The 26,623-nt window shown below is 49.2% G+C and carries 22 protein-coding genes; all 22 read left to right on the top strand.

What is annotated here, in order from left to right; translation table 11 throughout:
• Positions 1-86: 86 nt before the first annotated feature.
• Positions 87-860 (top strand): polyprenyl diphosphate synthase, encoded by a 774-nt coding sequence (gene uppS / locus KDK18_RS12730; protein ID WP_306670929.1) that lies wholly within the window; start codon positions 87-89, stop codon positions 858-860.
• The gene (locus KDK18_RS12725; RefSeq protein ID WP_257255302.1) at positions 854-1,654 is read left to right on the top strand and encodes a phosphatidate cytidylyltransferase; all 801 of its coding nucleotides are present in this window, start codon (positions 854-856) and stop codon (positions 1,652-1,654) included. The genes uppS and KDK18_RS12725 overlap by 7 nt, the downstream gene beginning before the upstream one ends.
• A gap of 2 nt (positions 1,655-1,656) precedes the next feature.
• Positions 1,657-2,844, top strand: a complete 1,188-nt coding sequence (gene ispC, locus KDK18_RS12720; protein WP_257255301.1) for a 1-deoxy-D-xylulose-5-phosphate reductoisomerase — start codon at positions 1,657-1,659, stop codon at positions 2,842-2,844.
• 155 nt (positions 2,845-2,999) lie between these two features.
• Positions 3,000-4,376, top strand: coding sequence for a sigma E protease regulator RseP (rseP, locus tag KDK18_RS12715; RefSeq protein WP_257255300.1), 1,377 nt, complete (start codon positions 3,000-3,002; stop codon positions 4,374-4,376).
• Between the two features lie 47 nt (positions 4,377-4,423).
• The gene (bamA, locus tag KDK18_RS12710; protein ID WP_257255299.1) at positions 4,424-6,739 is read left to right on the top strand and encodes an outer membrane protein assembly factor BamA; all 2,316 of its coding nucleotides are present in this window, start codon (positions 4,424-4,426) and stop codon (positions 6,737-6,739) included.
• Positions 6,740-7,160: 421 nt separating this feature from the next.
• Positions 7,161-7,658, top strand: coding sequence for an OmpH family outer membrane protein (locus KDK18_RS12705; protein WP_257255298.1), 498 nt, complete (start codon positions 7,161-7,163; stop codon positions 7,656-7,658).
• A 3-nt stretch (positions 7,659-7,661) separates the two neighbouring features.
• A complete protein-coding gene (lpxD, locus tag KDK18_RS12700) occupies positions 7,662-8,690 on the top strand; it encodes a UDP-3-O-(3-hydroxymyristoyl)glucosamine N-acyltransferase (RefSeq protein WP_257255297.1) in 1,029 nt (342 codons plus the stop codon).
• Positions 8,691-9,006: 316 nt separating this feature from the next.
• Complete coding sequence (gene lpxA, locus KDK18_RS12695) at positions 9,007-9,774, top strand: acyl-ACP--UDP-N-acetylglucosamine O-acyltransferase (RefSeq protein ID WP_257255311.1); 768 nt, start codon at positions 9,007-9,009, stop codon at positions 9,772-9,774.
• Between the two features lie 52 nt (positions 9,775-9,826).
• Positions 9,827-10,984, top strand: a complete 1,158-nt coding sequence (gene lpxB / locus KDK18_RS12690) for a lipid-A-disaccharide synthase (protein WP_257255296.1) — start codon at positions 9,827-9,829, stop codon at positions 10,982-10,984.
• Positions 10,971-11,588, top strand: coding sequence for a ribonuclease HII (gene rnhB, locus KDK18_RS12685; RefSeq protein WP_257255295.1), 618 nt, complete (start codon positions 10,971-10,973; stop codon positions 11,586-11,588). The genes lpxB and rnhB overlap by 14 nt, the downstream gene beginning before the upstream one ends.
• A gap of 69 nt (positions 11,589-11,657) precedes the next feature.
• On the top strand, positions 11,658-15,167 hold the full coding sequence (dnaE, locus tag KDK18_RS12680; protein ID WP_257255294.1) for a DNA polymerase III subunit alpha: 3,510 nt from the start codon (positions 11,658-11,660) through the stop codon (positions 15,165-15,167).
• Between the two features lie 81 nt (positions 15,168-15,248).
• On the top strand, positions 15,249-16,199 hold the full coding sequence (locus KDK18_RS12675) for an acetyl-CoA carboxylase carboxyltransferase subunit alpha (protein WP_257255293.1): 951 nt from the start codon (positions 15,249-15,251) through the stop codon (positions 16,197-16,199).
• On the top strand, positions 16,199-17,608 hold the full coding sequence (tilS, locus tag KDK18_RS12670) for a tRNA lysidine(34) synthetase TilS (RefSeq protein WP_257255292.1): 1,410 nt from the start codon (positions 16,199-16,201) through the stop codon (positions 17,606-17,608). The genes KDK18_RS12675 and tilS overlap by 1 nt, the downstream gene beginning before the upstream one ends.
• Positions 17,609-17,746: 138 nt before the next feature.
• Positions 17,747-19,378, top strand: coding sequence for a CTP synthase (locus tag KDK18_RS12665; protein WP_257255291.1), 1,632 nt, complete (start codon positions 17,747-17,749; stop codon positions 19,376-19,378).
• A gap of 8 nt (positions 19,379-19,386) precedes the next feature.
• Positions 19,387-20,241 (top strand): 3-deoxy-8-phosphooctulonate synthase, encoded by an 855-nt coding sequence (kdsA, locus tag KDK18_RS12660; protein WP_257255290.1) that lies wholly within the window; start codon positions 19,387-19,389, stop codon positions 20,239-20,241.
• A 550-nt stretch (positions 20,242-20,791) separates the two neighbouring features.
• Positions 20,792-22,084 (top strand): phosphopyruvate hydratase, encoded by a 1,293-nt coding sequence (eno, locus tag KDK18_RS12655; RefSeq protein ID WP_257255289.1) that lies wholly within the window; start codon positions 20,792-20,794, stop codon positions 22,082-22,084.
• 183 nt (positions 22,085-22,267) lie between these two features.
• A complete protein-coding gene (locus KDK18_RS12650) occupies positions 22,268-22,540 on the top strand; it encodes a septum formation initiator family protein (protein WP_257255288.1) in 273 nt (90 codons plus the stop codon).
• A gap of 164 nt (positions 22,541-22,704) precedes the next feature.
• A complete protein-coding gene (ispD, locus tag KDK18_RS12645) occupies positions 22,705-23,436 on the top strand; it encodes a 2-C-methyl-D-erythritol 4-phosphate cytidylyltransferase (protein ID WP_257255287.1) in 732 nt (243 codons plus the stop codon).
• Positions 23,436-23,936, top strand: a complete 501-nt coding sequence (ispF, locus tag KDK18_RS12640) for a 2-C-methyl-D-erythritol 2,4-cyclodiphosphate synthase (protein ID WP_306670930.1) — start codon at positions 23,436-23,438, stop codon at positions 23,934-23,936. Before ispD ends, ispF begins: the two co-directional genes overlap by 1 nt.
• A gap of 35 nt (positions 23,937-23,971) precedes the next feature.
• The gene (gene truD, locus KDK18_RS12635) at positions 23,972-25,030 is read left to right on the top strand and encodes a tRNA pseudouridine(13) synthase TruD (protein WP_257255285.1); all 1,059 of its coding nucleotides are present in this window, start codon (positions 23,972-23,974) and stop codon (positions 25,028-25,030) included.
• The gene (surE, locus tag KDK18_RS12630; RefSeq protein ID WP_257255284.1) at positions 25,011-25,754 is read left to right on the top strand and encodes a 5'/3'-nucleotidase SurE; all 744 of its coding nucleotides are present in this window, start codon (positions 25,011-25,013) and stop codon (positions 25,752-25,754) included. Before truD ends, surE begins: the two co-directional genes overlap by 20 nt.
• A 1-nt stretch (position 25,755) precedes the next feature.
• Positions 25,756-26,424, top strand: a complete 669-nt coding sequence (locus KDK18_RS12625; RefSeq protein ID WP_257255283.1) for a protein-L-isoaspartate(D-aspartate) O-methyltransferase — start codon at positions 25,756-25,758, stop codon at positions 26,422-26,424.
• The last annotated feature ends 199 nt before the right edge of the window (positions 26,425-26,623 follow it).

The following is a 26,623-nucleotide window of genomic DNA, read 5'->3' as shown; positions in this document are numbered from 1 at the left end:
TTTGCGGGTGTTTGTATTTAACTGTGAACGCCTCCAGGGGGCTGCAAATAAATTGTATTTTCAGATCAACAAAATAGTGAATGGCCATGAAATCGCTAGAGGAAATCGGCAACTTAGAGGGGATACCGGTGAGTAAGTTGCCCCGCCATGTGGCCATCATTCTGGATGGGAATAACCGCTGGGCGAAACGGCGACTGCTTCCGAGTCTTGCCGGACATCGAGCGGGTGTAAAAGCAGTAAGAGGAGTAGTTGAGGCTTGTGGTGAAGCAGGTATTAAGGTTCTGACTCTCTTTGCTTTCAGTAGTGAAAACTGGAATCGGCCGAAGAGTGAAGTGGATGGCCTGATGGAATTGTTCCTGAGGACATTGCGCAAGGAAACTGGCAAGCTCAAAAAAAATAATATCAGGTTGAAAATTATAGGCGACGTAAGTCGCTTTAGCCCTGACATTCAGGCGCAGATTGCAGAAGCAGAAGCTTTGACTGCTGACGGGGCGAAAGTGACCCTGGTGATTGCTGCTAATTATGGTGGGATGTGGGATATTGCTCAGTCTGCTCGTAAGGTGGCTAGCCTGGTGGAGCAGGGTGAGATATCCGCTGACGAGGTTGATGAGTCGTTGATTGGTCAGCATTTGAGTACGGCTGGTATACCCGAGCCCGACCTTTTAATCAGAACCAGTGGTGAGCAGCGTATTAGTAACTTCCTTCTGTGGCAGTGTGCCTACAGCGAATTTTATTTTACCAAAACCTTGTGGCCGGATTTCGATCGCAGGGAGTTTGAGCGTGCGCTCCTGGCTTATGTCAATCGTCAGCGACGATTTGGCAAGACCAGCGAGCAGGTGGAGGCTGAGGCTACGTGTTAAAACAGAGAATTCTCACTGCCGTGTTTCTGGCAGTTATGGCCTTAGGGAGTGTTGTTTTTCTTTCTCCCACCGCTTTTTCGATCCTGATTGCTCTGGTTATTATGCTTGGAGCCTGGGAGTGGGCCAACTTGTCTGGTTTCAAGGACACCGCCGCCCGGGTGGGTTATGTGTTATTGACTGGTGGGGTCTGCTGGTTTGTTAAAGATATGTCAGCCTATATACTGCTGGCTGTATCTGTCGTCTGGTGGCTGGTAGCATTTGCTCTGGTCAAGGGTTATCCTTCTTCCGCCTATTTCTGTCACAGTCGTTTTTTAAGGCTGATGATGGGCTTGTTGACGTTGGTCCCGGCCTGGTTTGCTCTCACAAAACTCAAATTCCATGACCAGCAGGGTTGGACCATCATGCTGGTATTCCTGCTCGTCTGGGCGGCTGATGTGGGGGCCTATTTTGCCGGTAAGGGTCTCGGGCGTCACAAGCTGGCTGAACGGGTGAGTCCCAAGAAAACGATTGAAGGATTAGTGGGCGGGCTGCTGATGTCGTTACTGGTAGCGGCCTGTGTGGGGCTCTACTTTGACCTTTCTTTTGCCCGTGGGCTGGGGCTTTTAGTGCTTTCAATAGTTGTCGTGCTGGTTTCCGTGCTGGGCGATCTTTTTGAAAGTATGCTCAAGCGAGAGCGTGGGATTAAGGACAGTAGTAATTTACTGCCCGGCCATGGTGGGGTGCTGGATCGAATAGACAGCCTGACGGCGGCTGTGCCGGTCTTTACTCTTGCTTTGGTTATCGGTGGGAGTTAAGCATGCAGCAGGTTTGTGTACTGGGCTCAACCGGGTCTATCGGAAAAAACACTCTGGATGTCATTGCCCGAAACAGTGATCGTTATAAAGTAAGGTCGCTGGTCGCATGTCGGAGTCATGACCCGATGCTGGAGCAGGTCAGGGCATTTAAGCCCGACTTTGCTGTAATGTCAGATCCTGCTGTTGCAGACCAGTTGAGGGTGTCGGTTAAAGCTGAAGGAATCAAAACAGAGGTTCTTGGTGGTAGCCGTTCAGTCGCTCAGGTGGCCGCTGATTCAGACGTCGATATCGTCATGGCAGCTATTGTCGGAGCGGCAGGTCTTTTGCCTACTCTGGCTGCTGTCAAGGCAGGCAAGAAAGTCTTGCTGGCAAACAAAGAGGCGCTGGTAATGACTGGTGCGCTTTTTATGGATTCAGTGAAAGAGTCCGGAGCTCAGTTGTTGCCTATTGACAGTGAACACAATGCTATCTTTCAGTGCCTTCCTCATGGTTATCGACAAGGTCTTCAGAGCATTGGGGTTCGCAGGATTTTATTAACCGCTTCGGGTGGTCCTTTCAGGGATATTCCGGTAGAAGCTCTTCCAGCTGTCACGCCTGCCCAGGCCTGTGCTCATCCGAACTGGCGTATGGGGCGAAAAATCTCTGTAGACTCGGCGACCATGATGAACAAGGGGCTTGAGTTTATTGAGGCGTGCTGGCTCTTTGGTGCCCGCCCCTCACAGGTCGAAGTGGTGATTCATCCGCAGAGTATTATTCATTCTCTGGTGGACTATGAGGATGGCTCGGTTCTGGCCCAGATGGGGAACCCGGATATGCGCACACCTATTGCTCATGCAATGGCCTGGCCGGAACGCATCCAGTCCGGTGTAGAGCCACTTTCTCTGGCCGATGTTGGCAGGCTGGATTTTCAGAAGCCCTGTCTGCAGCGTTTCAGGTGTTTGCAGCTGGCTCAGGATGCTGCATCTACTGGTGGTACTGCTGCCGCTATGCTTAATGCAGCCAATGAGGCGGCTGTAGAAGCCTTTCTGGGCGATCATCTTCGCTTTGATCGTATCCCGGAAGTCATTGATGCCACTCTTCAGGCGCTTCAGGTGAAGAGTGCTGGTGATATTGAGCAGGTGCTGGATGCTGATCGAAAGGCCAGGTTACAGGCCAGAACCCAGATTGAATATTGGCACAAGACAGCTTGATGTTCTTAAGGTTTAAATGCATATATTTCACTGTCATTCTGGCGATATTCTATTTACAGTCGTACATTGAATCATAAAACTCTGTCAACTGCTGCTGTCTGGAAGTTCAGGGTCGAGGCAGTCAGTCTGGCGTAACGGAGGTTGGGTAACGCGAAATGATATTTGGAACTTTGCAGACGTTTCTGGCCTTTGTCATAACGTTAGGGATTCTTGTCAGTATTCATGAATTTGGTCATTTTTGGGTGGCTCGGCGATGTGGTGTCAGGGTACTGCGCTTTTCAGTAGGCTTTGGCAAACCACTTTGGAGTCGCACCGATCGTCAGGGCACTGAATACGTGATTGCAGCCATCCCTCTTGGTGGTTATGTCAAGATGCTGGATGAGCGGGAGGGGCCTGTACCCGAATCGGAGAAGGCGTTCGCTTTTAACAATAAACCGGTCCTCTCCCGGATAGCGATTGTGGCCGCGGGGCCGATCGCTAATTTCCTGCTGGCCATAGCCGCGCTCTGGTTAATGTATGTACTGGGCGTAAAGACCATGCTACCACAGGTTGAGCAAGTATTACCTGACTCTCCTGCAGCCGTGGCTGGTATTCAGCCTGGAGATGAGATTTTAAGAATCGGTTCGGCAGATACACCCGGGTGGCAGCAGGTTAATATGGAGCTTTTGTCGTTTATTGGCGACAATCGTTCTGTCGATGTAACTGTCAGGCAGGGAATCCCCGGCCAAAAGCCGGTAGGGAGTGAAGTCGTCAGGCAGGTGCCTCTGAACGACTGGCTGGTAGGTCAAGAGGATCTGAATCCAGTCAAAGCGCTGGGGATTGTCCCCTATTCACCTCAAATACCAGCCGTTATCGGTCAGGTTGTAGCGGGTGGTGCTGCCGAGCAGGCGGGCCTTCAGACGGGTGACAAAATCCTCAAAACCAATGGTGAGCCTGTACAGGATTGGCTGGCATGGGTTAACCTGATTCGTAGTCACCCTGGCAAAACACTGCAATTAGAAATTGAGCGAAAGGGTAGTCTCCGGAGCATTACCATGACGCCCGGTGAGAAAGAGGTGGAGGGTCAGCTTGTCGGTTATATCGGTGCAGGTGTTCAGTCAGTCTCCTGGCCTGACGATATGATCAGAACCTTGCAATTTAACCCTCTGTCTGCAATTCCTAAAGCCATTCAGGCTACGTCAGCTTTGACGGAAATGACGCTTGAGTCGCTGTGGAAGATGGTTGTTGGCTTGGTTTCGGTAAAAAACTTGAGCGGTCCCATTACCATTGCTAAAGTGGCTGGCGCATCCCTGCAATCAGGGCTGGAGAATTTTCTCTACTTCCTGTCTATGTTGAGTGTCAGTCTTGGGGTTTTAAATTTACTGCCTATTCCTGTACTGGATGGAGGACACCTGTTGTTTTATCTGGTGGAATGGGTCAGAGGAAAGCCGCTGTCTGAAAAGGCTCAGATGGTTGGGTTGAAAATTGGGGTGACTCTGGTGGTCAGTGTAATGATGCTGGCTCTTTATAATGACATAAGCCGGCTTTTCTGATGCGACTACCCAGAGTGAAAAATGAACACGGACTAAGAACGGATTCCATGAAGCGATCACTGTTGTCTCTGCTGATTGGCTCAATGGCCTATGCGTCAGGTGCTAACGCTTTTGTAGTGTCTGATATCCGGATTGATGGCCTCCAGAGGGTTTCAGCCGGTACAGTATTTAATGCTCTGCCCATAGAAGTTGGCGATGATATTGAATCTGTGCAGATTTCCAGTGCAGCTAAATCCCTGTTCCGGACAGGGTATTTCAAAGATATTCAAATGGCCAGAGATGGCGATGTTCTGGTCGTTTCGGTTATTGAGCGACCTTCCATCAGTGAAATTGTCATTAAGGGTAATAAAGCCATCAAGACGGATGATCTCAAACAGGGCCTGAGCAAGTCGGGCCTGGCCGAAGGTGAGATTTTTCAGCAGGCAACTCTGGAGGCTATTCGACTTGAGTTGGAGCGTCAGTATGTTGCTCAGGGTCGTTACGGTGCGAGAATTACCGCTGATGTTGAAGCTCAGCCTCGAAACCGGGTCAAGCTAACGATTAATGTCAAAGAGGGAAAGGTCGCGACCATTCAACATATCAATGTTGTTGGTAACACGGTTTTTCCTCAGCAAGATGTGCTAGATCTGTTTGAACTTAAAGAATCTCACTGGCTTTCATTCTTTGGTTCCAGCGATAAGTATTCCCGTGAAAAGTTATCGGGTGATCTGGAGCGACTCCGCTCCTATTACCTGGACCGTGGTTACATCAACTTTAATATTCGCTCCACCCAGGTGTCGATCAGCCCAGACAAACAAAGTGTCTTTATCACAGTGAATATTGACGAAGGCGATAAATACACAATTAGTGATGTCAAGCTGGCGGGCGACTTAATTATCCCTGAGGAAGAGGCCAAAAGCCTGTTGCTGGCCAAGCCTGAACAGGTATTTTCCCGCCGTGTGATTACCACAACAGAAGAAATTCTGAGCAGGCGTCTCGGTAATGAAGGTTATACCTTTGCCAATGTGACGGGTATACCTACTCCGGATCACGAAAAGAAGACCGTTTCCCTGACTTTCTTTGTTGATCCCGGTAAGCGTGCTTATGTTCGCAGGCTTAACTTCTCTGGAAATACCAAAACCGAAGATGAGGTTCTGCGTCGTGAGATGCGTCAGATGGAGGGGGCTTCTGCGAACACTCAGAAAATTGAGCAGTCCAAGGTGCGTCTTGAGCGTCTGGGTTTCTTCAAGTCAGTCAATATTGAAACACCTCCGGTTCCCGGAACCAGTGATCTGATCGATGTAAACTATACCGTTGAAGAGCAGCCTTCGGGCAGTATTTCAGCCAGTGTGGGTTTCTCCCAGTCTGATGGTCTGTTGTTGGGTGGCTCTATTAGTCAGAACAATTTCCTGGGGACGGGTAACAAAGTATCTGTGGGTCTGAACAAGAGTGATGTCAGCCAGCTTTATAACTTCAGTTTTACGGATCCTTACTTCACCGTAGATGGTGTGAGCCGTGGTTTTAACTTGTACCATCGTTCTTATGATTACAGTGATACAGATATTTCGAACTACGCTGCAGACACGACCGGTGCGAATGTTAACTTTGGTTACCCGATTTCGGAAACTCAGTCTATCAGTATGGGGTTGGGTGTTGATGCTACCAGCATTACAACGGGTTCAGAAACACCGGATTATATTCTCGACTATTTGAAAGAGAATGGTGATAGTTTCACAAACATCAAATCGACGCTGAGCTGGTCTGAAAATGAATTGAATCGCGGCTTGCTGCCTACACGGGGTTATTCTCAGAGCGCCTCGGTGCAGGTGACCATTCCGGGATCGGATGTCAATTTCTACAAGCTCATTTATCGTGGTCAGTACTTCTATCCTTTTACTGGCTCACTGACAGGGCGCATTTCTACCAGAATTGGTTATATTGGAGCCTATGGTGATACCACTGATATACCTTTCTTCGAGCATTTTTATGCAGGTGGCTTTGGCTCTGTTCGTGGCTACAAAGACAACTCTCTGGGTCCTAAAGCTAAAGAGAAGAATGACAATGATTACAACGCCATTGGCGGTGATTTTGTCTTCGAGGGTACCGCTGAAGTGCTCTTCCCTCTGCCTTTTGTAAAAGATCAGCGTTCGTTAAGAACCAGTCTGTTCTTTGATTACGGTAATGTCTTTGATACCAGCTGTCCCAGTGGTGACATCAAGGATTGTTCGCAGCCAGACTTTGGTTCGCTCCGTTACAGTGTGGGTGTGGGACTAACCTGGATTACGCCGCTTGGACCGCTGACTTTTAGTCTGGCCAAAGCCCTCAATCCCGAAGGAGAAGACGAGACTCAGGTGTTTGCGTTCTCCCTCGGTACACCTTTTTAAGAGGCTTTCATGATCTTATTGGGGGCAGCTTGTCGACATTCGCAGCTCTCAATGAGATTGTCAGAAGGCACTATAATGATGAAAGCTGGCCAGATGACTTCCTGTTGGCTTTCAACTTTACTTTCCCCTGACTTTTTCCATGATCTGACAATATAGAATCATGGTTCTGTATACGATAGGTGCCCACTGTTTTTGCCCTAAGAAGCGGTCACTTTTTACTGATTCTATACAAGCACAGTAGTATAAATAGATGCGATATAGTGCCATTTCATTATAATGAGGCGGTTCTCGCATGCCGTTGTAGGGAAGCTCCGAAGCTGTTTTAGAATTTATCGGGTGAGTATTTCAGGCTTCAGAGAGTTTCTGGTATACAGAGGTATACTCAGTTTTGGACTTTGCGTTTTTATTCAGGAGAATGAACTTGAAATCGATCAAATTGGCGTTTGTTGCTCTGCTACTGTTATCTCCGTTAGCGCAGGCACAAAAAATCGCTGTTGTGGATTCAGAGATGGCTGTTCTGGAATCAGACGCAGCTAAAAAGTATGCCAAAGAAGCTGAAAAGACGTTTGCTCCTAAAATCAAGAAGCTCAAAGCACTGCAGGATGAACTCAGAGCACTGGAACAAAAGCTTCAGAAAGACGGTCCCACGCTCACTGAAGGCCAGCGTGAGAGTCGGCAGGTTGAGATCAAGCGTAAGTTTGAAGATCTGCAGCTGCAAGATCGACAGTTGCGTAGCGAAAAAGCCCGTTCTGATCAGACTGAGCTGGGTAAGTTGAGGCCGAAGCTTGAAAAAGCAATCGAGGAAGTGTCTAAAGAGCAGGATTACGATCTGGTTCTGGAGAGAGGTGCTGCGCGTTTCGTCAAGCCCGGGTTTGATATCACTCGCAAGGTGATTGAGCGCATGAACAAGTTGAAGTAATTCATGAAGCAGTCTTTTTCCTTTACCCTGTCTGAGCTGGCTGACAGGGCTGATGCTGAACTCAAGGGTAATCCTGGCGAGTGTATCTTTGGTTTGAACACCCTTCAGGATGCTGTTTCAGGGGAGCTGGCTTTTTTAGCGAACCCCGCCTACGCCCGCTATCTGAAGAACACTGGGGCCAGTGCCGTTATATTGGCCCCGGCTCAGGCTGAGACATGGGCTGGAAATGCACTGGTTCTTGACAATCCCTACCTGGGGTATGCTGCTCTTTCTCACCTCTTCGATACCGATAAAGGGCAGCCGGAAGGTGTCCACCCCTCTGCAGTTATTGCTTCAGACGCTGAGATTCATCCATCGGCCGCAATAGGTCCTAAGGTAGTGGTTGAATCGGGAACTCAGATCTCTGAAGGTGTTCGCATTGATTCAGGTGCTGTGATTGGTCATGACACTGTTATTGGCAAGAACAGTCATGTCTGTCGGAATGTTTCAATCTGTCACGGTGTTTTTATTGGTGAACGCTGTATTATTCATGCCAATGCTGTTATTGGGGCTGATGGTTTTGGTAATGCCTGTTTAGATGGCCGGTGGCATAAAATTGCCCAGATTGGTGGAGTGGTTATTGGTAACGATGTTGAGATTGGTTCCTGTACCTGTATTGATCGTGGCGCATTGGGTGATACGGTGATACACGACGGCGTCAGGATCGACAATCTTGTCCAGATTGCTCACAACGTGGTGATAGGCAAGCACACCGCTATTGCTGCCAATGTTGGTATTTCCGGTAGTACCAGGGTCGGTGAGTATTGCACTATTGCGGGTGCTTCGGGTCTTGCGGGGCATATCACTATTGCTGATCATGTTCATTTGTCTGGAATGGCGATGGTCACCAAGTCCATATCCCGCTCAGGTGCCTACGCCTCCGGAACCGGCATGATGGAGGTTGCGGAGTGGCGAAAGAATGCAGTGCGCTTCAGGAAGCTTGACGACATGGCCAAACGTTTGAAGCAGTGTGAACGTCGACTCGACGAGTGAGAGGTGTTTTTATGTACTGTTCAATCGGTACGCATTGCTAAAAGGCTGGTTTTCCAGCCTTTTGTTGTCATTAGCCGGGTGTTCCGTTAACTGAGTCCACGGAGCAGGTGTCTCATATTCTGAGTTTCCGGATGAAAGTCAGGCAGGAAGACAGGGCTGAACTTGTAACCTTGAAAAGAAATATCTGGAAGTTCTCCTGTCAAAGGTTGGTTGGTGGTAAGATAGCGCGTTCTGCTGAAATAACCTGTGCAAGAAAGGAACTATAGTCTTGATTGATTCCCGTTCCAGCCAAGAATCAAATGCTGTTCGAGATGAGTTGATTCATCCGACAGCCATCATCGATCCGAATGCCGTTCTGGCACCGGACGTAAAGGTCGGACCCTATGCCGTTGTCGGCGCAAACGTTGAAATTGACTCTGGAACAGAAATTCACGCCCATGCGGTTGTCAAAGGGCACACCAGAATAGGTAGAAATAACCGTATTTTTCAATTTGCCAGTGTCGGCGAAGATTGTCAGGATCTGAAGTACGCAGGTGAAAGGACTTGGCTGGAAATCGGCGACAATAACGTAATCCGCGAAGGCTGCACTATACATCGGGGGACTACTCAGGATCATTCGATCACCCGGATCGGCTGTAACAACCTGTTGATGGCTTATGTCCATGTGGCTCATGACTGTATCGTTGGCGATAACATTATCATGGCCAATAACGCTACGCTGGCAGGTCATGTCAGGATCGGTGATGGGGTTATCCTTGGCGGATTTACCACCGTCCATCAGTTCTGTGTAATCGGTGATTACAGTATGAGTGCTGCTCACACTGCTATCTTCAAGGATGTTCCTGCATTCGTGATGGTCAGTGGCAACCCGGCCAAGGCGCATGGCATGAACTTTGAGGGGATGAGGCGCCGTGGTTACAGTCCGGAACTGATCCGGGGATTACGCCAGTGTTACAAGCTGATCTATCGACAGGGTCTGCGAACCAATGAGGCACTGGGCAGGCTTGAATCCATGGAGAAACAGCCTGAAATCCAGTTGCTGATTGATTCTCTGAAAGCGTCGACTCGCGGTATCACACGCTGATTCCGGGATTCGGCCTTTCCTGCCAGCCACATATTTTTCACGGTAAATAGGAATGTCCAGAACACTGTCATTTGCTCTGGTGGCCGGGGAGGCCTCGGGTGATCTTCTGGGGGCAGCGCTGATCAAAGAGATCAAACGCCATCATCCTGATGCCCGATGTTACGGAATCGGTGGCCCGATGATGATCTCCGAAGGGTTTGAGAGTCTTTTTCCCATGGAGAGACTTTCGGTGATGGGGCTTGTTGAAGTACTGGGACGACTGAAAGAGTTATTAGGCATTCGCAGGCAGCTGAAAGAAACCTTTGTGTTAGAAAAGCCGGATGTTTTTATCGGAATTGATGCGCCTGACTTTAACTTGCCATTGGAAAAGTACCTTAAATCCAATCAGATACCCACCGTTCATTATGTAAGTCCTCAGGTTTGGGCATGGCGGGAAGGGCGTTTGAAAAAAATCAGGCGCTCGGTTGATCATATGCTCGCGCTGCTTCCGTTTGAAGCGGATTACTATCAGGGACATGGAGTCCCGGTGACGTTTGTTGGTCATCCTCTGGCCGATCAGGTGGCCCGGGAGCCGGACACTGTTAAAGCTCGACGCTGTCTTGGAATAGCTGAAGAAGGGCTTGTGGTGGCCCTGTTGCCAGGCAGTCGAAAAGCGGAAGTAGCTCGTTTGGGGAGGCTTTTTTTAGAAACGGCGCGTCTGTTAAAGAAAGATCATCCCGATATTCGGTTCCTGATTCCCTGCGCCAGTGAAAAGAGAAAGTTACAGCTACTGCCACTGTTGGAAGATTTTTCGGATCTGGATGTCATGGTTGCCATTGGTAAAACGTCCGTAATGATGGCGGCAGCCAATGCCATTTTGATTGCATCGGGAACTGCTACCCTTGAGGCGGCTCTGCACAAGAAGCCCATGGTGATCAGTTATCGAATGGCGTCATTGAGTTTTGCCATTCTCAGCCGGTTGGTGAAAGTAGATCATGTAGGGTTGCCGAATTTGTTGGCGAACGAGCCCTGTGTCCCCGAATTGTTGCAAGACGATGCGACCACTGAAAAGCTCCATAAAGCCATGATAAAGGCATTAGACGATCAAGAATGGCGAAATCATCTGGTGCGGGAATTTACGGCGATTCACAAAACCCTAAAGCGAGATGCCAGTGCACTGGCTTATGAGGCGGTGATGTCAGTGGTAGGAAAATACAATGCAACAAAATGATCTGGGTTTATTCACTGTCCCCGAGAAAGTGACACGGATTTGTGGTGTCGATGAAGTGGGTCGAGGTCCGCTCTGTGGTCCGGTAGTCACGGCTGCTGTTATCCTCGATCCTGCCTATCCCATCGTCGGTCTGAATGATTCCAAGAAACTGTCTGAAAAGAAACGTGACGTTCTCTTTGAAGAAATCAAAGAGAGAGCACTGGCCTGGTCCATCGGAAGGGCTGAAGTTCATGAGATCGATGAACTGAATATTCTTCATGCTACTATGCTGGCCATGCAGAGGGCGGTTGCAGGCCTTTCAGTGAAGCCTGAACTGGCCTTGATCGATGGTAATCGCTGTCCTGATCTGCCATGTCCTGCTGAGGCTGTGGTGAAAGGGGATGGACGCATTCCAGAGATTGGGGCAGCCTCCATTCTGGCGAAAGTAACACGTGATCGTGAAATGGTTGAACTGGAAAAGCTTTATCCGGGTTACGGGATAGCTGGTCACAAGGGTTATCCAACCAAAGTTCACATCGATGCCCTGAAAAAACTCGGGGCGACAGCTATTCACCGTCGTTCTTTCAGGCCCGTCCGTGAAGCACTGGAAGCATCAGGGGTTTGACAGAGCTGGCAGATAACTCAGCTCTGTTGTTAGAATTAAAAATCACCATTAGTCGGTTTACCTTCACTCATGCCTGCACGTTTCATACATCTGAGACTTCATACAGAATTTTCCCTGAGCGATGGCCTGGTCCGCATCAAGCCCCTGATCAAGGCAGCTGGAGAGCAGGGTTTTCCTGCTGTGGCTGTTACGGATCAGTCGAACCTTTGCTCACTGGTAAAATTTTATAACGGTGCCCAGGGGGCGGGTATTAAACCAATCAGTGGGGCTGACCTTTGGGTGACGCATTCTGATCCGGCTCTTGAGCCTGTCAGACTTGTGCTGCTTTCCATGAATGAGCATGGCTACAGAAATCTCACAGAGCTGATTTCCCGGTCATTCCTGGAAAATCAGCGCCATGGCAGGGCCGTTGTCAAAAGGGAATGGATTCAGGAAAAATCTGAAGGCCTGATAGCGCTGTCAGCTGCCAGGGAAGGGGATGTAGGTCAGGCTATTCTCAATGGCAATGAAGCGCTGGCAGGTGAGCTTTTGACCGAATGGATGGAAGCCTTCCCGGGGCGTTACTACCTTGAGCTTCACAGAACCTCGCGAGCCGGTGATGAGGAGTGTTTGCACGGCTCCATAACTCTGGCTGAAAAATACAATTGTCCGGTGGTGGCCACCAACGATGTCATGTTCATCAACAAAGAAGACTTCGAAGCCCACGAAGCCCGGGTGTGCATTGGTGAAAGTTCAACGTTGGACGACCCGCGCAGGGTCAAGCGCTACAGCGAAGAGCAATATTTGAAAACGGAAGAAGAGATGTGCGAACTCTTCTCCGACATACCTGAAGCGCTTGAAAATTCAGTGCAAATTGCCCGGCGCTGCTCGGTATATGTGCATCTGGGCGAGTACTTTCTGCCAGAATTTCCCATCCCTGAAGAGATGACGATGGATGCGTTTTTCAGGAAGTTTTCTCACGATGGTTTGACCGAGCGTTTGCAAACCATTCTGAACCCTGCTGATCCTGAATACGCGAGCAAAGAAAAAGTGTACCGGGATCGTCTTGATTTCGAGCTGGATATTATTCTCCAGATGGGATTTCCGGGCTACTTTCTGATCGTAATGGACTTTATTCAGTGGTCTAAAAATAACGGCATTCCGGTAGGGCCGGGTCGTGGTTCCGGTGCTGGCTCACTGGTGGCTTACGCTCAAAAAATTACTGATCTGGACCCTATTCAGTACGACCTGCTGTTCGAGCGATTCCTTAATCCTGAACGTGTATCCATGCCTGACTTTGACGTCGACTTCTGCATGGATGGCCGGGACAGGGTTATTGATTATGTGGCCAGAACTTATGGCCGTGATGCGGTATCCCAGATAATTACCTTCGGTACCATGGCGGCTAAAGCGGTGGTCAGGGACGTAGCCAGGGTGCAGGGTAAGTCCTATGGTCTGGCAGACCGGCTCTCGAAAATGATCCCCTTCGAAATTGGTATGACGCTCAGCAAGGCTTATGAGCAGGAAGCCATGATCAGGGATTTTCTTGATATCGATGAAGATGGCAAGGAAATCTGGGATATGGCGCTCAAGCTGGAAGGGGTTACCCGGAATGTTGGTAAGCATGCCGGTGGTGTCGTTATAGCACCCACCAAACTGACAGATTTTGCTCCGCTTTACTGTGATGAATCCGGTAGCGGTGTCGTTACCCAGTTTGACAAAAATGATGTTGAGTCAGCCGGTCTGGTGAAGTTTGACTTCCTGGGGCTAAGAACCCTGACCATCATCGACTGGGCGCTGAAAATGATCAATCCCCGTCGCCAGCAGCTTGGCGAGGATGAACTCGACATCATGATGATCGATCTGGAGGACAAGTTCTCCTACGACATGCTTAAGCGAGCTGAGACAACAGCCGTTTTCCAGCTTGAATCCCGGGGTATGAAAGATCTGATCAAGCGGCTTCAGCCCGACTGTTTTGAAGATATTATCGCTCTCGTGGCTTTGTTCCGCCCGGGACCGCTGCAATCGGGCATGGTGGATAATTTTATCAACCGCAAGCATGGCCGGGAAGAGTTGTCCTATCCGGATGCTCAATATCAGCATGAGTGGCTTCAGCCGATTCTTCAGCCTACCTATGGCATCATCCTTTATCAGGAGCAGGTTATGCAGATCGCTCAGGTGCTGGCAGGCTACACCCTGGGTGGTGCGGATATGCTCCGTCGGGCTATGGGTAAGAAAAAACCTGAAGAAATGGCCAAGCAGAGGGCTGTCTTTGAAGAAGGGGCTATCAAGCAGGGGATTGATGGCGAACTGGCGATGAAAATCTTCGACCTCGTGGAGAAATTCGCTGGTTACGGTTTCAATAAATCTCACTCGGCCGCCTATGCTCTGGTCTCTTATCAGACGCTCTGGCTGAAAGCCCATTACCCTGCTGAGTTTATGGCGGCGGTCATGAGTTCGGATATGCAGAATACTGACAAGGTCGTGACGTTCATTGAAGAGTGTCGTGAGATGGAACTGACAGTCCTGCCGCCGGATGTAAACAGTGGTGACTATATGTTTGGTGTTAATGACGACGGACATATTGTTTATGGCCTGGGTGCCATCAAGGGCGTGGGGGAAGGGCCTATTGAGTCTATTGTTGCAGCCAGAAAGTCTGGCGGCCCGTTCAAGGATCTCTTTGATTTCTGTGAGCGTGTCGATGCCAGGAGTATCAATAAGCGGGTTCTGGAAGCTTTGATTCGTTCCGGTGCCCTTGACCTGCTGGGGCCTGCGCCGGGTAAAAAGTCTCGATACAACTTTAACCGCGCGGTATTGGAGTCCAGTCAGCCTGAAGCCATGAAGGCGGCAGATCAGGCTGCCAAGAGCTTTGACTCTGGTCATGGCGATTTGTTTGGAGCACTGGTGCCAGCCGGAGAGGAGAATATCTATGACAAGTATGACAGTGTCGAAGAGTGGACTGACAAAGTCAGGCTGGGGGGCGAAAAAGACACGTTGGGTTTGTATCTGACCGGTCATCCCATTGATGAATATGAGCAGGAGATCAAGCACTTTATTCGTAACCGTATCAGGGATCTTCAGCCGGCCAGAGGAGAAAGTCAGAACATAGCCGGTTTGGTGGTGGCCATGAGGACCATGAAAAATAAACGCGGCGACAAAATGTGCTTTGTTACCTTGGATGATCGTACTGGACGGATTGAAGTGTCTATCTTTGCAGATGTTTTTGAGCAATGTCAGGCACTTATCAAGATGGATACGGTGATTGTCTTCGAAGGGGAGGTCAGTTTTGATGATTATTCTGGTAGCCTCAAGGTCAGGGCCAGGAAAGCCCTCAACCTGATCGATGCCCGAAGCTACTATGCCCGCAGGCTGCTGGTAGATTTAAGCAGTGAGCAGGTGGACAGAGCGTTTCATACCAAAATGTCCGGCTTGCTCGAACAGCATCCGGGTCGGCTTCCGGTGCAGGTCAACTACAATCGTGAAGACGCTTCCGCCAGTCTCCAGTTAGGCGAAAAATGGAATGTCAGTCCCAGTGATGATCTTGTGCTGGGCTTGAGGCAATGGCTGGGTAAGGAGTCCGCCAAAGTTGAGTATCAGTAACAGACGCTTACTCTTATTCACTCGACATCCTGGTCGCTTTTACGTATTTTTCGCTGATGCTGAACTCTTGAAGTGGAATCTATGAACCCGAACTATCTGGATTTTGAACAGCCAATCGCTGAGTTGGAAGCCAAGATCGAAGAACTGAGACTGGTCAGCAGCGATGCCGAGCTGAATATTACTGATGAAATCAGCCGTCTGCAGGATAAATGCAAAACCCTGACTGAACAGATTTTTTCTGATCTGTCTGCCTGGCAGGTAGCTCAGCTTTCAAGACACCCGCGTCGTCCTTACACTCTGGATTACATTCAACATCTTTTTACTGAGTTTGATGAGCTGCATGGTGATCGACACTTTGCCGATGATCCTTCAATGATTGGTGGCATTGCCCGATTCAATGGTCGCCCGGTGATGGTGATTGGTCATCAGAAAGGCCGTGAGATCAAAGAAAAAGTACTTCGTAACTTTGGCATGCCCAAGCCCGAAGGCTACCGGAAGGCCTGTCGACTCATGGAGATGGCCGAACGATTCAAAATGCCCATCATGTCGTTTATTGATACTCCGGGTGCTTATCCGGGAATTGGTGCAGAAGAGCGTGGCCAGAGTGAGGCTATAGCCTACAATCTGGCCGTTATGTCCCGTCTTAGAGTGCCCATTATCTCTACGGTCATTGGAGAGGGTGGCTCCGGTGGTGCGCTGGCCATTGGTGTCTGTGACCGGCTGTTAATGTTGCAAAACTCAATTTACTCGGTGATCTCTCCGGAGGGCTGTGCATCGATTCTCTGGAAGAAGTCTGAATATGCCTCTACCGCTGCAGAAGCCATGGGTGTTACCGCAACCCGGCTAAAGGAGTTGGGGCTGGTGGATCGTCTGGTCAAAGAGCCTCTCGGTGGCGCTCACAGTCAGCCAGACGTGATGGCCGCTGCACTAGGTGATGCCCTGGAAGAGGAGCTTCTGAAACTGGAGAAAATGGACGCTGATGAATTGATTGAAAGCCGTTACCAGCGAATCAGGGATTACGGCTCTGTCTGATGGCTGATCAGCCTATTAAAAAGGATCAACGATTGAAAAAGTGTTTCATTCCATCCGGGAGTGAAGGATTTATCTCATTAATTGAACACCTCTCTGAGCAACTCAAAACGGTTGCCGGGAAGCCCATTGTAGTGGCCTTCAGCGGTGGTGTGGATTCCACTGTTCTTCTTCATTTACTGGTGTCTATGCGTGAAGAGGGAGTGATTGGGTCTCTCTCGGCAGTTCATATTCATCATGGGCTCAGTGATAACGCTGATGCCTGGGCGGAACACTGTCTGTCTCTCTGCAAGCAATGGCAGGTGCCTCTGGAGGTGGTTAGAGTCGTTATTGAGCCGTCCTCTGATATAGAACAACAAGCCCGTGAAGCGCGCTATGCCGTTTTTGAGAGCTGTCTTCCCGAAGGTGGTTGTCTGTTGATGGGGCATCATCAGAACGATCAGGCGGAAACGGTGCTCTTCAGATTACTGCGAGGCAGTGGTCTGGATGGTGCAGCCGGTATGCCTGTTTCAAGGGAGTTTGGTGGCGGAGTCCTGTTTAGACCTTTGCTTAATATTTCCAGGCAATCTATTGAAAATTATGCAAAAAATCATTACTTGGATTTTGTGGAAGATGAATCCAATCAAAATCAGAGGTTTCGTCGTAATTTCCTGAGGCAAAATCTGATACCGCAGATTGAGGCTGTCTGGCCGGGTGCCACAGCTCGATTGGCGCAGTTTTCTGAAGATGTCTCTGAAGCGAATCAGATGATGCTTGAGCAAACAGAACATCATGCCCGGCAGATTATTCAAACCCCACCGTCCTGTTTGTGGGGTGAGCGCAGCGTTTTAGATTTGGAAGCGCTCAAGCTTATTAATGGCAAAGCAGCCCGGAGAGTCGTTCGTTATTGGCTGGCGACTCATCAGGTCCAAATGCCCGGCAGAGTCCGGTTGAATGTCCTGTTCACAGATTTGATTGATGCGGCAGAGGACGCTGAGCCAGTTGTCTCTTTAGGCGCTTTTCTCTTACGTCGCTTTGCCAGAAAGCTGGTGCTGCTTCGTAAACCTGAGCTGATCCAGCAAGAAGGCTTTGACTGGCAGTGGGACAAGGATAGAGCCATCGAACTGCCTTTTTCTGGAGGGCATTTGTCGTTGGGTGAGGGAGGGGATGTGCGACTCCCTGAAGCGCCATTACGCATACTTTTTCGTTCTCAGCTACCGGCAGGACTGAAAGTCGCTGTGAAAGGACGTGTGGGTCGTAAAACGATCAAGCGTTGGTTGCAGGACTATAAAGTCCCCCCCTGGGTCAGGGGGTCTATTCCTTTTGTTTTTCACGGGGATGATCTGGTGGCCTTACCGGGAGTGTTTGTGACAGTCACCCACACCAGTGAGCCGGGTCTGGGCAGACGCCTGTCCTGGCGTCCTGATGTTTGAGTCTCGAGAGCAGGACTTAAACTAAACTTTCTACGCATTTTCTCAGTATGTGTTTTACGTTTAGTAGTGGTTTTGGTATCCTGATCTCCCATCTTGAGTATCCATTTTTTTCCCGCATTTAAGAGTCAGCAGATAACAATGACGCGTTATATTTTCGTCACGGGTGGTGTTGTTTCCTCATTAGGCAAAGGCATCGCATCAGCTTCCCTCGCAGCTATCCTTGAGGCACGCGGTCTTAAGGTGACAATGCTTAAACTGGATCCCTACATCAACGTTGATCCGGGTACCATGAGCCCGTTCCAACATGGTGAAGTATTTGTTACTGAAGATGGTGCGGAGACCGATCTTGATCTGGGCCATTATGAGCGTTTTGTGCGCACCACCATGAAGCAAGGTAATAACTTTACTACGGGTAGAGTCTATCAGGATGTTCTTCGCAAAGAACGTCGCGGAGATTATCTGGGCGGCACAGTTCAGGTTATTCCTCACATTACTGATGAAATCAAGCGTCGCGTTGTCCAGGGTGCCGGCGATGTTGATATAGCGATGGTTGAAATTGGCGGCACTGTGGGTGACATTGAGTCTCAGCCATTTCTTGAAGCCATTCGCCAATTGAAAGTCGAGCTGGGTTCTTCCCGCGCATTGCTGATGCACCTGACTCTGGTGCCCTACATAAAGACGGCTGGTGAAACCAAGACGAAGCCTACCCAGCACTCGGTTAAAGAACTGCGGTCTATCGGCCTTCAGCCAGACATTCTGGTTTGCCGCAGCGAACAGTTTATTGAAGCCTCTGCCCGTCGCAAGATCTCTCTGTTCACGAACGTGGAAGAGCGTGCGGTTATCTCTCTGGAAGATGCTGATACCATTTACCGCATTCCCCAGATGCTCCATGAGCAGGGTCTGGACCAAATTGTTGTCGATAAATTCAATCTGGATACACCGGCTGCAGACCTGTCTGAATGGGCGGATGTTGTGGACCGTGACACTCATCCACAGAAAGAAGTGACCATCGCCATGGTGGGTAAATATATGGAGCTTCTGGATGCCTATAAATCCCTGATTGAGGCGGTTCGCCATGCCGGATTGAAAACCCGTACCAAGGTCACCATCCGTTATGTTGACTCCGAGCTGCTTGAGCAGGAGGGTCTGAGTCGTCTGGAAGGTGTCAGTGCGATTCTGGTGCCCGGTGGTTTTGGCCATCGTGGTGTGGAGGGCAAGATTCAGGCGGTTCGTCATGCTCGCGAGAGCAAGATTCCCTATTTGGGTATCTGTCTGGGTATGCAGGTTGCAGTTATTGAATACGCTCGTAACAAAGCGGGTCTGGAAGGGGCTAACAGCTCCGAGTTTGATCAAAACGCCGAGCATCCGGTGGTAGGCTTGATTACTGAATGGTTGTCTTCCGATGGTGCTCTGGAGACACGTACTGAGGCTTCCGATCTGGGAGGAACTATGAGATTGGGGGCTCAGCTGTGTAACCTCATCTCTGGAACACAGGCTCATTCTGCCTACGGTAAAGACACTGTCATTGAGCGGCACCGTCATCGTTATGAGGTCAATAACAATTACCTTGAGACTTTGCAGGATGCAGGTCTGGTTATTTCCGGACGCTCTGAAGATAATGCTCTGGTTGAAATGGTGGAAGTAAAGGAACACCCCTGGTTTGTGGCTTGCCAGTTCCACCCTGAATTTACCTCGACACCAAGGGATGGTCATCCGCTCTTCAAATCATTCATTGAAGCGGCCTTGAACTATCAGGCTCAACAGGATTAAGAGTGCACATGTCTGATCAGAAAGTAGTCTCTGTCGGCTCTATTGAAGTAGCCAATGACAAGCCATTTGTGTTGTTCGGCGGCATGAATGTGCTTGAGTCTCGTGATATGGCTATGAAAGTAGCTGAGCACTATGTTGCTGTCACGGAGAAACTGGGTATTCCCTACATTTTCAAGGCTTCCTTTGACAAGGCAAACCGTTCTTCCATCCATTCCTACCGAGGACCGGGTATGGAAGAAGGTTTGAAGATCTTTCAGGAGTTGAAGGAAACGTTCGGCGTACCAGTGATCACTGATGTTCACGAAGTTCATCAGTGCCAGCCAGTTGCCGGGGTTGTCGATGTTATTCAGTTACCAGCTTTTCTGGCACGTCAGACTGATCTGGTGTTTGCTATGGCCAATACCGGTGCTGTGATCAATATCAAGAAGCCTCAATTCCTGAGCCCTTCCCAGATGGGCAATATTGTCGATAAGTTTGCTGAAGCGGGTAATGAACAGATTATTCTCTGTGAGCGTGGCTCTTCTTTTGGTTACGACAATCTGGTAGTAGATATGTTGGGTTTTCGTACCATGAAAGAGGTGACTGGCCAGTCTCCTGTTATTTTTGATGCGACCCATGCGCTTCAATGCAGAGATCCCATGGGGGCGGCTTCCGGTGGTCGTCGTCATCAGGTGACTGAGCTGTCTTTGGCCGGTATGTCGACTCGTCTGGCAGGCCTTTTTCTTGAATCACATCCTGATCCGGATGCGGCTCGTTGTGATGGCCCCTCGGCGCTGCGCCTCTCCCAGTTGGAGGGTTTCCTGATGCAGGTGAAGGCTATTGACGATCTCGTTAAGTCCATGCCTGTACTGGATACCCATTGATTAAGGCTTAAGCGCTTTGTTCGATGTAAAAAAAACCGCCATTTTCCGGCGGTTTTTTTGTCACAAACAATCTGACTGATGATGTCAAAGGGCTCTGTCTTTAAGCAGATTGGGTTCATTTTTATCAGGCTTCATTGAGTCATTGTTACCTGTTTTTCTTCACAGTGATACCAACGGCTTCCATTGAATTGAGATGTTAATGTTTATGTCTTCGGTGTTGCCTTGTGCAATAGTTGATAACCCGCCGGGAGTTGGTATAGTGACCGCATTACAGCGTCCGGGAAGCTGAAAGCAGCCTCATTGGATAATGGCACTGGAAGTTTGAATCAGTACTATTATCTAACCAGGCTGAGACGGTTGGGTTGGGAGGATATGAATCTCAGAGTTCAACGGTCTGCAGGATGATTCCTCACTTGCCCGGTCAGGTCAGGTATATTTCCCTTCATAGACATGGTGTTGTGAAAAGTATTTTGTCTTGCTGAATTCTGTCAGAGATTGAAACAATATACTTTTCATCGTCTATCGGCATTTGTGTAGAGAGAAAGCTATTATGGCAAAAATTGTTGAAATCAAAGGCCGCGAAATCATGGATTCTCGTGGTAACCCAACCGTAGAAGCCGACGTGATTCTGGAATCGGGTGCCATGGGTCGTGCTGCTGCTCCATCCGGTGCTTCCACAGGTTCCCGTGAAGCTCTGGAACTGCGTGATGGAGATAAGTCTCGCTACCTTGGTAAGGGCGTCCTCAAGGCAGTGGCCAACATCAACGGACCTGTCCGTGAAGCTCTGTTGGGTCGCGATGCGAGTGATCAGCGTGGACTTGATCTGGCAATGATCGAGCTCGACGGCACCGAGAACAAGAGTGTTCTGGGTGCCAATGCCATTCTGGCGGTTTCTCTGGCCGCTGCTAAAGCCGCCGCTGCCGATAAGAACATTCCTCTGTACCAGCACATCGCTGATCTGAACGGTACCTCTGGTCAGTTCACTATGCCAGTTCCAATGATGAACATTCTGAATGGTGGTGAGCACGCTGATAACAACGTCGACATTCAGGAGTTCATGGTTCAGCCAGTCGCTGCCAAAACTTTCGCTGAAGGCCTGCGTATGGGGGCCGAGGTGTTCCATGCCTTGAAAAAAGTGCTGTCTGCCAAAGGTCTCAATACTGCGGTAGGTGATGAAGGTGGTTTTGCACCCAACCTGGCTTCTAATGCTGATGCTCTGGCTGTCATTAAAGAAGCGGTTGAAGCTGCAGGCTACAAGTTGGGTACTGACATTACTTTGGCTATGGATTGCGCGGCTTCGGAATTCTACGTCAACGGTCAATACAACATGAAAGGGGAAGGCAAGATTTTCTCTTCTAATGAATTTTCTGACTATCTGGCCAAACTGTGTGAAGAGTACCCAATCATCTCCATCGAAGATGGTCTGGATGAGTCTGACTGGGAGGGCTTCAAATACCAGACGGAAATCCTGGGCGACAAGATCCAGATTGTCGGTGATGACCTGTTTGTAACCAATACCAGGATTCTGAAGGAAGGTATCGAAAAAGGCATCGCTAACTCTATCCTGATCAAGTTTAATCAGATCGGTTCCCTGACCGAAACTCTCGAAGCCATCAAGATGGCCAGGGACGCGGGTTACACTGCGGTGATTTCCCACCGCTCCGGTGAAACAGAAGACGCTACTATCGCAGACTTGGCTGTAGGTACTGCTGCGGGTCAAATCAAGACCGGCTCCCTGTGTCGTTCTGACCGTGTTTCCAAATACAACCAGCTGCTACGCATTGAACAAGAGCTGGGCGCTAAGGCTCCATACCGCGGTCTTGCTGAATTCAAACGTGCCTGAAATGTTATCTGAGTAGCGTATCAATAGCGGGAGGCTTCTGTAAGCCTCCCTTTATTTAATGTGACGACTTTCTGTTTTACCTCTTTGATTTACTTTCCGCATATTCCAGTTTTTGTGTTTTTATCGTGGGCACATTTTTCAGGCTTTGTTAGACTGAATGGCTGGAAACAATGAGAGATTCAGATGCGAAAGCTGGTGCATACATTACTGCTACTGGCGCTGGTGGCCCTTCAGATACAACTCTGGATGGGAGAAGGCAGTTTAGCAGAAATGGTAGCGATCCAAAAACAGATTGAGCTGCAGAAACGGGAAAACGACCGTTTGTATCAGCGTAATCGTCTACTCGCTACCGAAGTTGTTGAGCTGCAGCATGGTCTGCAAACTCTGGAAGAGCAGGCTCGTCTTGATCTTGGGATGATCAAAAAAGATGAGACGTTTTATCTGATTTACGACTGAGTCATACCGTCGCTTTGATGTTGACGTAATATCGGATAGAAAATGCCACAATTCTGGCGATTGTAGCTATTTTATAGTGCGGTATAAGTGACATTTCGGATTAACAACAGATTGAAGCACAGTCTGTTTGCAGCAGGTTCCTTCTGACCTTTTTAGGTGACAATGTGAGAACGAGTAATCCTCATGAACCCCGTTTTTGGGCGATTATCCCTGCCGCCGGGGTGGGTCGTCGCATGCAGAGTGCAATTCCCAAACAGTATCTTGAGATTCATGGTCGCACCTTGATGGAGCATACCATTGAACGTCTAATCAGCTTTTCTGTTTTGGAGAAGCTGATTGTTGTCATTGGTGCTGAAGATGAGTGCTACAAGGAGATTGAGCTGTTAAGGGATCCGCGAATCATGTTGGTGCAGGGCGGGGATGAGCGTTACCATTCCGTCCTGAATGGACTGAAAGCCCTGTCTGAGTTGGCAGATGCCGAGGATTGGGTGATGGTTCATGATGTGGCCAGACCTTGTATACGTCACTCTGACCTGGAGTGGTTGGTAGAACAGTTAACTGACCATACCATTGGTGGTTTGCTGGGAATACCTGTCAGAGACACTATGAAACGTACTTCATCTGCTGGAGAAGTGACGGAGACCGTTGACAGGAATGCTCTTTGGCACGCCCTGACGCCACAGATGTTTCGGGTGAAGCTGCTTTACGACGCGCTCAAAAAAGCACTGGATGATGAAATGCCTGTCACGGATGAAGCCAGCGCGATTGAATACGCTGGATTCAGGCCGCTGATGGTCGAAGGGCACAGCGATAATATCAAGGTGACCCGAAGTGCTGATCTAACACTTGCGGCTCTTTACATTCAACAGCAAGACAAACTGATTGAGACGGTATGATGCGAATTGGTCACGGTTTTGATGTGCACCGTTTTTCCGATGAAACAACGGCTGAGGCCAAGGTCTTTTTGGGTGGGGTCGGTATTGATCACAGCCATAAGCTTTTAGCCCATTCTGATGGTGATGTTCTCCTTCACGCCGTCTGTGATGCGTTGTTGGGAGCGGCTGCCCTGGGTGATATCGGGCAGCATTTCCCGGATACAGATTCCAGGTATAAGGGAATTGATAGCCGACAGCTTCTCAGGCATGTGGTGGTACTGATTCATGAAAAGGGCTATCGGGTGATCAACGTCGATAGTACCATTGTTGCCCAGGTGCCAAAAATGGCTCCTCATATTCCAGCCATGAGGGAAAACCTTGCCAAAGATCTTCAGATTGAAACTGAAGCTGTCAATGTAAAAGCAACGACAACAGAGAAATTGGGTTATATCGGCCGAGAGGAAGGTATTGCAGTTCATGCAGTGGTGCTTCTGGCTCACAGCAAGCGACAACTTTCCTGATCAGTTTGCATTTTACCCAAAAAGATTATTGTTTAATGAATCAAGTTTCTTACACATCATCCTGGGCTTACTCCTGGGGTGGTCCTTTGGGACGATGTACTTTCAAGTCCCTGCCTGAAGATTTCATTGTTGAAGAAGAGCTGCCCTTTGTACCGGAAGGTGAAGGGGAACATGCCTATATCAATGTTCAGAAAACTGGAGAAAATACCGATTGGGTAGCAGGACAACTTTCCAGGTTTGCTGGCGTAAAACGCTCTGCAGTCAGTTACGCGGGGCGCAAGGATCGTCATGGTGTTACACGTCAGTGGTTTAGTGTCTGGCTGCCCGGACAAGACTCTCCTCAATGGTCTGAGCTGAACAGTGAGTCGTTGGATATTATCGCTGCCACCCGACATGGGAGAAAGCTCAAGACTGGTGCACTGAAAGGCAACCGTTTTATCATCACTTTGCGGCATGTGGATATCTCGCAAGCGTTGTTGGATGAACGTCTGAGGGTCATCGCCAATCAGGGTGTGCCTAACTATTTTGGAGAACAACGCTTTGGTCTTGAGGGGGCTAACGTTGATCGGGCGTTACTGATGTTTTCCGGTCATTTGAGGGTTGATAAAAACAAACGCTCTATGTATCTGTCTGCAGCACGATCCTGGATATTTAATCAGATCCTTTCTGAGCGTGTCAGTCAGAAAAACTGGACCCGCTACCTTGAGGGTGATGTACCTGGTTTTCAAGACAGTGGTAGTCTGATCCTGCGGGATCATGACCAGAACCTGATGACAAGAATTGAAGCCGGAGAAGTCTCATTGACAGCTCCTCTGTGGGGGCAAGGGGAGTTGCTTTCCGGATCGGATTGCAGAAAGATGGAAAAAAGGATTTCAGGTCGCAACCCGTTGTTGAGTAAGGGCCTGGAGCAAGCAGGTTTAAAGCATGAGAGGAGAGCCATTCGTCTAATGCCTGCAGCCATGAACTGGAAATGGTTATCAGGTGATTGTATCCAGCTTGAATTTTCTCTGCCAAAAGGCTGCTTTGCAACAGCGGTGTTAAGGGAAGCTATGCAATGCATTGAAGGAAGATTTGATGAGAATACTGCTAAGTAATGATGATGGTGTCGCAGCCAACGGGCTGGCCACCCTTTACAGTTCACTCGAAGGCGTGGGTGAGCGAATTGTCTTTGCTCCTGATAGAAACAGCTCGGGCTTGAGCAGTTCATTGACTCTGGGGCGTCCCCTGAGGGTGACTGAACATTCCAATGGTTTTAACAGTGTCGATGGAACACCGGCTGATTGCGTTCATTTGGCGGTCAATGCATTGTTGGAGCAAAAGCCTGATATTGTCGTTTCCGGTATCAATCATGGTGTCAACCTGGGTGATGATGTTCTTTATTCAGGGACGGTAGGTGCCGCTTTGGAAGGCCGTTTTATGGGGTTGCCTGCCATTGCTGTATCTGCCTGTGGCAAGGGAGAGCAAGGTTTTATTACAGCAGGCAAGGTTGTCAGAGATTTGATTCTCAGACTTGCGCAATTATCCCTGCCAGAAGGAACCCTGTTAAATGTTAATGTTCCTGATAGACCCTATGAAGAGCTCAAGGGCATGGCGGTGACTCGTTTAGGGCACAGGGAAAGACCGGAGAAACCTTTAAAAGTAATGGATCCCAGGGGAAAGCCCGTTTACTGGATTGCTCCTGTCGGTAAGGGACAGGATGCGGGCAAGGGCACTGATTTCTATGCTATTGCTGAAGGTTTAGTCTCAGTGACACCCCTTCAGTATGACCAGACTCATCATTCAACGCTTTCTCAGCTCAGTGAATGGCTGGGCAGCTGATATGAAAGAGATTGATATTCATGGTATAGGAATGACCTCACGGAGAACCCGGGAGCGTCTGATCAATCGACTTTCAGATCAGGGGATCGACTCTACCGATGTCCTTGAGGTTATTCGCAACACACCGAGACATCTGTTTGTGGATGAAGCCCTGTCTCACAGAGCTTATGAAGATACTGCCCTGCCTATTGGCTTTGGGCAGACACTGTCACAACCTTATATTGTGGCAAGAATGACACAGGCTCTCATGGCAGCAGGTCCACTCGACAGAGTACTTGAAATAGGTACAGGGTCAGGTTATCAGACAGCGGTTCTTTCGCCGCTGGTAAAGAAAGTATACTCTGTTGAGCGAATCAAACCCCTTCATGAGCGAGCAAAGAAACTGCTCAGAACGCTGTCTATTCACAATGCTCAGCTTAAACTCAGCGATGGTGGTATGGGTTGGTCAGTCATGAGCCCCTTTGATGGAATCATTGTAACAGCTGCCCCGGATCAGATACCTGAGGAGCTATTGCAGCAGTTATCGGAGGGTAATGGTCGTCTAATTATTCCAGTTGGAGGTCGCGGTGTTCAGGACTTATTGCTGATCACCCGTCAGGGAGATACCTTCAAGAAAGAAATGCTCGAAGCCGTGCGCTTAGTGCCATTGCTGGATGGGGTTCAGAAATAATACACTTCTTCGTGTTTCATGAATGAAAGTCATTGAGATTACTCTGAAAAGATAAACGGGTCTGATACTGATTTACGCTTTACAGAATAAGACAGGTTGGATTATGTCAAAAATGAAAGAAGGTCTGAGTATTTTGCTCAGGGGGATAGCTATGGGGGCTGCCGTGAGAGCCTGTGTCATTCTTGCCACAATATAAGGT

This window comes from Endozoicomonas sp. SESOKO3 (genome assembly GCF_024606255.1).
Note: the sequence above shows the minus strand (reverse complement) of the source record. Positions and strands in the feature narration are given on the sequence as shown.

Bases quoted from the DNA above. Each gene is read 5' to 3' on its own strand.
- uppS (WP_306670929.1), top strand. From the start codon at position 87: ATGAAATCGCTAGAGGAAATCGGCAACTTAGAGGGGATACCGGTGAGT.
- ispC (WP_257255301.1), top strand. From the start codon at position 1,657: ATGCAGCAGGTTTGTGTACTGGGCTCAACCGGGTCTATCGGAAAAAAC.
- rseP (WP_257255300.1), top strand. From the start codon at position 3,000: ATGATATTTGGAACTTTGCAGACGTTTCTGGCCTTTGTCATAACGTTA.
- bamA (WP_257255299.1), top strand. From the start codon at position 4,424: ATGAAGCGATCACTGTTGTCTCTGCTGATTGGCTCAATGGCCTATGCG.
- lpxD (WP_257255297.1), top strand. From the start codon at position 7,662: ATGAAGCAGTCTTTTTCCTTTACCCTGTCTGAGCTGGCTGACAGGGCT.
- lpxB (WP_257255296.1), top strand. From the start codon at position 9,827: ATGTCCAGAACACTGTCATTTGCTCTGGTGGCCGGGGAGGCCTCGGGT.
- rnhB (WP_257255295.1), top strand. From the start codon at position 10,971: ATGCAACAAAATGATCTGGGTTTATTCACTGTCCCCGAGAAAGTGACA.
- dnaE (WP_257255294.1), top strand. From the start codon at position 11,658: ATGCCTGCACGTTTCATACATCTGAGACTTCATACAGAATTTTCCCTG.
- KDK18_RS12675 (WP_257255293.1), top strand. From the start codon at position 15,249: ATGAACCCGAACTATCTGGATTTTGAACAGCCAATCGCTGAGTTGGAA.
- tilS (WP_257255292.1), top strand. From the start codon at position 16,199: ATGGCTGATCAGCCTATTAAAAAGGATCAACGATTGAAAAAGTGTTTC.
- KDK18_RS12665 (WP_257255291.1), top strand. From the start codon at position 17,747: ATGACGCGTTATATTTTCGTCACGGGTGGTGTTGTTTCCTCATTAGGC.
- kdsA (WP_257255290.1), top strand. From the start codon at position 19,387: ATGTCTGATCAGAAAGTAGTCTCTGTCGGCTCTATTGAAGTAGCCAAT.
- eno (WP_257255289.1), top strand. From the start codon at position 20,792: ATGGCAAAAATTGTTGAAATCAAAGGCCGCGAAATCATGGATTCTCGT.
- KDK18_RS12650 (WP_257255288.1), top strand. From the start codon at position 22,268: ATGCGAAAGCTGGTGCATACATTACTGCTACTGGCGCTGGTGGCCCTT.
- ispF (WP_306670930.1), top strand. From the start codon at position 23,436: ATGCGAATTGGTCACGGTTTTGATGTGCACCGTTTTTCCGATGAAACA.
- truD (WP_257255285.1), top strand. From the start codon at position 23,972: ATGAATCAAGTTTCTTACACATCATCCTGGGCTTACTCCTGGGGTGGT.
- surE (WP_257255284.1), top strand. From the start codon at position 25,011: ATGAGAATACTGCTAAGTAATGATGATGGTGTCGCAGCCAACGGGCTG.
- KDK18_RS12625 (WP_257255283.1), top strand. From the start codon at position 25,756: ATGAAAGAGATTGATATTCATGGTATAGGAATGACCTCACGGAGAACC.